Annotated in this window: 8 protein-coding genes; 4 read left to right on the top strand and 4 right to left on the bottom strand. The window is 62.9% G+C overall.

The features are described from left to right. Positions 1-162: 162 nt before the first annotated feature. From ACOI1H_RS12745 to ACOI1H_RS12730, 4 genes are read right to left on the bottom strand one after another with little or no spacing between them, the layout of a single operon-like run. Entirely contained in the window at positions 163-1,185 is a 1,023-nt protein-coding gene (locus ACOI1H_RS12745) for a Gfo/Idh/MocA family protein (RefSeq protein ID WP_422437965.1), read from the bottom strand. Then, on the bottom strand, positions 1,185-1,469 hold the full coding sequence (locus tag ACOI1H_RS12740; protein ID WP_422437964.1) for a YciI family protein: 285 nt from the start codon (positions 1,467-1,469) through the stop codon (positions 1,185-1,187). Before ACOI1H_RS12740 ends, ACOI1H_RS12745 begins: the two co-directional genes overlap by 1 nt. 12 nt (positions 1,470-1,481) lie before the next feature. After that, positions 1,482-2,549, bottom strand: a complete 1,068-nt coding sequence (locus ACOI1H_RS12735) for an SDR family oxidoreductase (RefSeq protein WP_422437963.1) — start codon at positions 2,547-2,549, stop codon at positions 1,482-1,484. A 30-nt stretch (positions 2,550-2,579) separates the two neighbouring features. Further along, complete coding sequence (locus ACOI1H_RS12730) at positions 2,580-3,647, bottom strand: zinc-binding dehydrogenase (RefSeq protein ID WP_422437961.1); 1,068 nt, start codon at positions 3,645-3,647, stop codon at positions 2,580-2,582. Between the two features lie 216 nt (positions 3,648-3,863). Between ACOI1H_RS12730 and ACOI1H_RS12725 the strand changes: the two genes are divergently transcribed. The 4 genes from ACOI1H_RS12725 to ACOI1H_RS12710 all read left to right on the top strand — a co-directional run bounded on the left by ACOI1H_RS12725 (position 3,864) and on the right by ACOI1H_RS12710 (position 8,422). Next, positions 3,864-4,784, top strand: coding sequence for an NAD(P)-dependent oxidoreductase (locus ACOI1H_RS12725; protein ID WP_422437960.1), 921 nt, complete (start codon positions 3,864-3,866; stop codon positions 4,782-4,784). A gap of 9 nt (positions 4,785-4,793) precedes the next feature. Next, positions 4,794-6,515 (top strand): extracellular solute-binding protein, encoded by a 1,722-nt coding sequence (locus tag ACOI1H_RS12720; protein WP_422437958.1) that lies wholly within the window; start codon positions 4,794-4,796, stop codon positions 6,513-6,515. Between the two features lie 162 nt (positions 6,516-6,677). Continuing rightward, positions 6,678-8,264, top strand: a complete 1,587-nt coding sequence (locus tag ACOI1H_RS12715) for a glucan biosynthesis protein (protein WP_422437957.1) — start codon at positions 6,678-6,680, stop codon at positions 8,262-8,264. Continuing rightward, the gene (locus ACOI1H_RS12710) at positions 8,261-8,422 is read left to right on the top strand and encodes a hypothetical protein (protein ID WP_422437955.1); all 162 of its coding nucleotides are present in this window, start codon (positions 8,261-8,263) and stop codon (positions 8,420-8,422) included. The genes ACOI1H_RS12715 and ACOI1H_RS12710 overlap by 4 nt, the downstream gene beginning before the upstream one ends.

The following is an 8,422-nucleotide window of genomic DNA, read 5'->3' as shown; positions in this document are numbered from 1 at the left end:
GTTGCCGGACAGCAGTTCATAGTCCGAATGGCAGATGCCGACGCGGGAGGTGCGGATCATCACCTCGTTGTCGGTGATGCCGGGCGACTGCACGTCGGTGACGACGGGCGCGTTGGGTTTGTCGAAGATCAGGGCTTTCATGTCGTCTCCTCCCGCTGGCCTTCAGGCCACCTGTTCGATCTTGCCACTGAGGCTCGATGCAAAGACCGCCTCAAGCAGCGCGATGTTGTTCACGAGTTGATCGGCCGTGATCGGATAGGGTGCGGTGCCGCGCACGGCGCGGGCAAAGGCCACCAGGTTGTCCTTCACCGGCTCGGCCTTGCCGATCTCCTCGGTCGTGATCGGGCCGCCCGCCAGTGCGGAGATCACGATCCAGCCGTCCGGGCTTTCGACATGGGCCTTGTCGCGGATGTCGATCCAGCCCTTCGATCCATAGACGGTGAAGCGCGACATGAACGGGTTCGCCAGCGAGGCGGACACATATGACGTGCCGCCGCCCGCGAATTTCACATAGGCCGCGACCGTGTCGCCCTGCGGCAGGTCGCTGGAGAGTTGCTCGCAGATGCACAGCACGCTTTCGGCACGGCCAAGCAGCCGGACAGAGAGGTCGAGCAGATGGATACCCGTCGCCGTCATGCCGCCCGCGGGGGCCTGATCGGCCTTCAGCCGCCAGTTGTCGCGGTCAAGCGACAGGAACTTGTCATGGCTGAAATTGGATTCGATCTGGTGGATGCGACCCAGATCACCCGCATCCGCCTTGGCCAGCATCGCGGCCACAGGCGGTTCCCATCGGCGTTCATGCCCCATGCCCAGCACCAGCCCGGCGTCGGCGCAGTGTTTCACGGACCGCTCCGCCTCGGCCTTAGTCAAAGCGAGGGGTTTTTCGCAGAAGACGTGCTTGCCTGCCGCCACTGCCAGCGCGATCTGGTCCGTGTGCAGGCTGTGCGGTGTCGCCAGCACGACGGCTTCGACCTCGGGGTCGTTCAAGGCGTCCGCATAGTCGGCGGACAGCGGGATGCCCTTGCCGGCGCACAAATCGCGGACGGACGCCACGTTCGGCTCGACCGCGCGGACGACGCGGATGTCGTCGGGGGCGGCTTGCAGGACGTTGAGCATCTTCTGCCCCCACCAGCCCATGCCGACCAGTGCGATGCCGACCGGACCACTTTTCCCACTCTCGGCCATCAGCGGTTGTCCACACGCTTGGCGAAAGGCCGGATCGACACGGTCTTCCACAGGCCGGCATGGTGGAACGGATCGTTCTGGTTGAATGCCTCCACCTCGGCCAGGGAGTCCGCTTCCAGCAGGAAGCAGCTTCCAATCATGGTTTCCTCGTCATCCGCAAGCAGCGGGCCGGACACCAGCGTCCTGACGGTCGCCGCCGCCAGATAGGCCTTGTGCGCCTCATAGTGGGCCAGCCGCTTGTCGACGGCACCGTCATGGTCGAGGCAATGGATCACGTAATGCATCGGTTTCGTCCTTCAGGCGGGAATGATGCGCTGGGCGCGCAGCGTATCGAACACGTCGAAAAAGCTGGCGGGCGTCGGCTGGTAGGCGTCGAAGCCCAGCACGCGGCTGTTGGTCATGTCGGTGAAACATTCCAGGGTCCGGCTCAGGTCGGCGTCGGAATGCCACCAGGACGCCAGTTTGCCGACGGGGATGTCCTGCAGGTCGTGCTTGGCGACGATCTCGGACCAGACGGCGGGCGCGTCGGCCATCATGTCGTCCAACGGGGTGGGATGTCCGGGATACTCGGCTATGGGCAGGCCAAAGTAATCGGCGATCCGCGCCCAGAGCCAGGTCCACCGAAACACGTCGCCATTGACGATGTTGAAGGGCGTGTCAGCGGCCGCGGGCGTGATCGCGGACCAGTGCAATTGTTTCGCAAGAATGCGAGCGTCGGTCACGTCGGTGACGGCGTTGTATTGCTCGGGCGAGCCGGGATAAACGAAAGGCCGCCCGGTGTGCTTGCAGATCGACGCATAGACCGCCAGCGTCACGGCCATGTTCATCGCGTTGCCGACGACGAAACCGATCATCGTGTGCGGGCGGTGAACGGACCAGGTAAAGCCCTGCTCTTTCGCCTTCTCGAACAACACATCCTCTTGCGCGTAATAGAAGTTCGGCCCCGGCAGGCGCGGGCTGCTTTCCAGGAAAGGCGTATAGGGCGTGACCTTGGCGTAGTCGTCGAACGATCCCAGGTAGTGCTTCAACCCTGTCACCAGCGCCGCGTGCTGCACCGGCGCATCGGCGATCCCGTCAAACAGGTTGCGGATCATCGCGGCGTTGACGCGAACATTCTCGTCCTCTGACGCCTGCCGCGACCAGGTGCAGTAAAAGACGTGGGTCACGTCATGTGCTGCGGCTAATGCGGCGTGGGCCCCGGCGGCATCCTCCAGATCGGCGGCGATGTGGCGGTCGGAAAAGTCCAGATCGACGGCGCTGCGCGACAGGGTCACGACCGTCCAGCCTGCGTCCTTCAGGTGACGCCCGGTGTAGCTGCCGGACAGGCCGGTGGCCCCGACGATCAGTGCGATGTTCTTGGTCATGAGATCAGGTCTTTCGTAGGTTCAGTCAATTCAGGTGGTCACGAGGATCATCAGGTGTTCGCCCGCCGGATCGAGCAGGGCTTCGAAGCCCTTGGCGACGACATCTTCGGCGTCGATACGTGCGGTGATGACCTTTTCGACGGGGAACGTGCCGGCGGCGATCATCCGGGCGATGCGCGGCCAGATCTGGGTGGGATAGCACCAGGTCGCCTCGACCGTGATGTCCTTCAGCGCCCAAAGCATCGCGTCGATACTGGCGGGCTTCATGTGCAGGCCGACCTGCACGACGCGGCCCTGACGGCGCACGGCATGGACGCAGGCATTCAGCGACGCCTCCTGCCCCACGCATTCGAGCGCCACATCGACACCGACGCCTTCTTCGGTCAGGTCACCGACGATGGCGGCAAGGTCGCTACTGCGCGGATCGACGACATGGGCGTAGGGTGCGATGTCCATGATGATGCGCCGACGGTTCGGATTGGGCTCGGATACGATGATCGTCGCGGCCCCGGCAGCATGTGCGGCCAGCACGGTCAGCGCCCCGATCGGACCCGCGCCGGACACCAGAACGGTGCTCCCGGCCGTCACGCCGCCCCGGTCCACACCATAGAGCGCGACTGCAGCCGGTTCGATCATCGCCGCCTGTTCGTCCGTGATGTTGTCCGGCACGGGCTGCGCGTTGTAATCCTTGATGACCGCCTTTTCGCCCATGCCGCCCCAGGCCCATGACAGGCCGACACAGCCCATAGACGGCGACAGGTGATACAGCCCCCGCTTGCCGTAGTAGTCGTTGCGTGGCGACAGAAGCGGCTGAATCGATATCCGATCACCGGCCGCGACGTGTGTGACGCCGGAGCCTGTGGCCAGCACGCGGGCCGAAAACTCATGGCCCAGGATCTGCGGATTTGTGGCCCCGGTAAAGACATGAGGCTCTGTCGGCGTCACGATGGGACCCGCAATGTATTCGTGCAGATCGGTGCCGCAGATGCCTGTCACGAAGGGCGCGATCAGCACATCATCGGCGGCCAGATCACCCGACGGCTCTGCCACGTCCTCGACGCGAATGTCCTTTGCGCCATGAAATCGCACTGCCTTCATCGTGTCTCTCCTCCTGCTTGCCTCTCGCCCCCCACGGCTGCGACTGCCGCGTTCAACGGCAAGGCGACGTTGCTCCCGTCATCGCCCTGCACCAAGAGCCTATCTCTCCGTTTCGGAGATTATTGCGTTGATTTGTCCGAAGCGGATAAATTGCGCCGCCAGGTTGGGATGGCTCCGATTTAGTGTCCCCCGGACGCAAGCGCGGAGGAGCATAACTTGAGGATCGAATTGGACGCCGGCGCGACATCGCAGGTCGCGCTGACCGTGGGATGGATCGGTGCAGGCAAGATGGGTGGCCCGATGATCCGCAACCTGCTGGCGCAGGGCATCGCGGTGGCCGTGACCGACCCGGACCATGACGCACTGGCCGATCTATTCACCTTGGGTGCGACGACGGCGCATGACATCACGGGACAGGCCAGCAGCGACATCGTCTTCGCGACCCTGCCCAACGACGACGTGCTGCGGCTGGTGGTCATGGGGTCGGGCACGACGCCGGGCCTTGCCGATATCCTGCGCCCCGGCACCACCTTCGTCGAGATGAGCACCGTATCCCCGAACTGCTCCGCCGATGTCGCCACGGCTTTGAAAAACAAAGACATCCTTTACTTGCGGGCCCCTTTGTCCGGTAGCACGGCGCTGGCTGAAACAGCCGCGCTGACAATCCTCGCCTCGGGCGACAAGGCCGCCTGGGACATCGTGCAGCCCTGCCTTGCGTATCTTTCCGCCCGCCGGTTCTACCTCGGGCAAGGTGAGGAGGCGCGCTACATGAAGCTTGTCCTCAATACCCTCGTGGGAGCCACGGCGGCGATCATGGCAGAGGCACTGGCCCTAGGCCAAAGCGGCGGGCTGAGCCGCAGTGCCATCATGGAGGTGATTGGCGAGAGCGCTGTCGCCTCGCCCTTGCTGAAATACAAGACCGAGACCATCGTCGCCAATGACTTCACCCCGGCCTTTTCGGTCGATCAGATGGTCAAGGATTTCACCCTGATCACCGACGCCGCCCGCGACCATGGCGTGCCGCAGGACGTTACCGCGCTGATCCTGCAACAATACCGTGATGCGGCAGCCTCAGGGTTGAATGAGGCGGATTTCTTCGCTTTGGTGAAATGGCGTGAGGGTGCCGTGCATCCGTAAGGGGTCGTCATGAATCATCAGCTTGCACCGCCAGCCCCCAAGGCCGAACTGACCAGCCACGAATTGTCGCGCATCGTGGATTTTCTGCGCAAGTTGCGCGCGCCATTCGACGAGGGCCTGCCGGACGCGAAGCCGGACGTGTTCTGGAATGTCGTCCTCGAGATCGTCGATGCCCACCTGCGCAACAGGCCGATCGACAAGTCCGGTCTGATCGCACTGGCGCGCGTGCCCTACAGCACCGGCAACCGCATGGTGACGAAGATGATCGCCGATGGCCTGATCCAGCAGGTGCCGCGCGGTCACGGGCTGAAGACGCATTTCCTGCAGCCGTCAGACCGGTTGCTGACCGCCTTCATGGACTACGCCAACCATGTGAAGGCACATCTGGCCAAGACATTCGGCCTGCGCAGGGGAACCGAGGCGAACGAATACTATTTCGGCGGCAGCTACTTTGCCTCGCAGATCATCTCTCCCGTCCAGACCCATGACATCGGTGGCAGCGTGCCAAGCGATATCCGCTTTCTGCTGAACGACGACAACTACTTCGCCTCCATGCGCAACATGTGGTCGGATTTTCGCAACGATCTGGGCCGCAAGAGCAGTTTCGATCTGCAACGCCTGCCGGCCCTCTATGCCAATGCCCTTGCGACCGGCCAAAGTGCTGCACCTGCCTATGACGTCGTGTCGGTCAACATGCCGTGGCTTGGCGAATTCGCCGAAAAGGGGTTGCTGGCCCCGCTTGACGACCTGCTGACGGATGCCGCGATCAACGCGCTGGACTTTCATCCTTCTGTCTGGGGCACCGGCAACTGGAACGGCACCCAGTTCGGCATCCCGTTGTATTGCACCATCGAGATCCTCGCCGCCCGCCGCGACTTGTTCGAGGACAAGGGGCTGGCCCATCCAAAGACCTTCGACGACACGATCCGCGCCGCGCGTGAGTTGCACCGGCCCGCGTCAGAGTTCTATGGCATCGCCTGGAACGGACAGCGCGGCATGCCAATCGCCAACTCCTTCATGTTCTTCCTCGCCGCCTGCCAGAAGACGATCATCGACATGCCGCTGCACAATCAGGACAGTTGGCGCTATGACCGCTTCGAGAAGCTGAAGTTGCAGATCGACACCGACGACGCGCTTGAGGTCATCGATTACATGAAGCAGCTGGCCGAGGTGTCGCCGCCCGACATCGCGAATATGGACTGGGAAAAGCGCATTGCCTGCTTCATGTCGGGTCAGGCCGGCATGGCCTACTGCTGGACGATGCGGGCCGCGCGGTTCGAACACGAGCTGAGTTCGCGCGTGGCGCGGCGGGTGGCCTATCTGTCGCCCCCTTCCCGGCGGCTGGGCAAGATCGCGGCCCCCATCGGCGGGTTCCTGATGACGATCCCGGCCCATGTGAATCCTGCACGGCAGCGTCAGATCATCAACGCCATCGCCTGGATGGTATCGCCCGAAGCGATGAAGGCCCATGTCAAGAACGGGTTTCCCGTGGCTCCGCGGTTTTCGGTCTGCGCCGATCCCGAGGCGCTGGCCTCCTCTCCCATCGTGCGGATGGTCGATCAGATGGCGCGGCGCAACGAATTGGTGACGTGGTCCCGCCCGCCTGTTCCCGCCTTCAATCTGATCGAGCGGACACTGGGGCGGGAAATTCACGATGCGGTGTTTGGTGGCAAATCGCCAAAACAGGCCATTCGTGACGCTGAGAACGAGATTCTGCGTGGCCTGAGCTGACTCAGCCATTCCTGCCGGCCAGTGTGATGCGGACAGGATGTGGCCTTGCTGCCATGTTGCCGTCAGGGCGCGCGGCGTGTTGCCGCCGATCAGCGACCTGCATATTGAATGTTCGGTGAAAAATAGCACATTCTGCACTGCAGCAAGAATCGGAACATCCTCATGACATTTTTTCGCGGCGCAGCGCATCTTTCGCGACGGGCTTTCCTGTTGCAGGGCGGTTCGACCCTGACCGCCCTTGCCGGTGTGGCCGTCGCAATCCCGTCCGCACGGGCGCAGACCGCAGCGCAACCGGTGCCCTTTTCATTCGAAATGCTGATCGAGCGCGCCCGGCAGACGGCTGAAGCGGACTATGTTCAGCCCGAAACTTTGGGGTCGGCATTCACCGACCTCGACTACGATGCCTACCGCAACATCCAGTTCAACGAAGCCCGCGCCCGATGGAAGGGGCCGGATGCGCCGGCATTGCTGCACGCCTATCATCCGGGTTGGCTTTTCGACAGCACTGTCGCCTTGCACGAGGTCGTGGACGGGGTAGCTACGCCGATGGCTTTCACGACCAGCGATTTCAAGTATCACGGCGACACGATAGACCTTCCGGACACGGATGCGTTGCCGGGTGTCGCGGGTTTCCGCTTCAACATGCCGCTGAACGCGCCCGATCGCTATGACGAGGTCGTGTCGTTCCTTGGCGCAAGCTACTTCCGGGCGTTGGGGCGAGACAATCGTTACGGCATCAGCGCGCGCGGCCTTGCGGTCAATACCGCCACCTCAGAGCAGGAAGAATTTCCCCGCTTCAGCGCCTTCTGGCTGGAACGCCCCACCGAAGGGGAAACGGCGATCACATTCCACGCTCTGCTGGAGAGCGAATCCGTGGCGGGTGCCTTTCGGTTCGTCGTGACGCCCGGAGAGTCGACCACGATGGACGTCACCTCAGCGCTGTTCTTTCGGCGTGACGTCGCGCAGCTTGGCATCGCGCCCCTGACGTCGATGTTTCTGTTCGGCCCGAACGATCGCGGCAACTTCGACGATTACCGGGCGCGCGTGCACGACAGCGAGGCGCTTGTCATCGACAGCGACACCGACAGGCTTTACCGCGTGCTCAACAATCCGTCGCAATTGGGGAATTCGTACTTCAGCGTGCAGTCCCCACGGTCGTTCGGCCTTGTGCAGCGGCACCGAGAATTCGAGGATTATCTCGATGCCGGTGCCCACTACGAGGCGCGCCCCAGCCTGACGGTCGAACCGCAGGGTGACTGGGGTGCTGGTATGGTGCGGCTGATCGAGATCCCCTCCGACCTCGAAGCGAATGACAACATCGTGGCCTTCTGGATTCCGCAGGAACCCTTCGTCGCGGGAAGCCAGACACAGGTGTCCTATCGGTTGCACTGGGGCATGACGCCGCCGGGTGCCACTTCCGAACTTGCACAAGTATCGCGCACACTCGCAGGTCATGGCGGCGTTTCCGGCGTAAAACCGCGCGAAGAGCATCGAAAATTCGTCATCGATTTCGAAGGCGGCTCCTTGGGGGAACCGATCGGCGATACGACGGTTGAGGCCGCATTGCAGATCACGGGTGGCACGCTTCTGCAAAAGGTCCTGCAGAAGGTGGATGGCCGTGACGCAACGTGGCGCCTTGTCATCGAGGTTTCGGCCGACGATGGCGCGACGGTCGAAATGCGTGCTGCCCTGACGGCCGAAGGCCGTCAGTTGTCCGAGACGTGGATTTATCAATGGCTGAAAGAATGACTAAGATCGATCCCGACCTGATGGTCGCTCCCGATGACCTGACGGTGCTTGAACCACGCCGCGCACCGCTCGACATGCCCCGGCAGGTGCTGGAACGGGGTGTGCGCCCGTCCTTGCTGGACTGGATCGGCCACGTCTTCTTCATGCGGAAGGCCTGA

Source organism: Loktanella sp. DJP18 (genome assembly GCF_049310965.1).
Taxonomy (GTDB): domain Bacteria; phylum Pseudomonadota; class Alphaproteobacteria; order Rhodobacterales; family Rhodobacteraceae; genus Loktanella.
The sequence above is the reverse complement of the archived record's forward strand: the minus strand, read 5'-3'. Positions and strand labels throughout refer to the sequence as shown.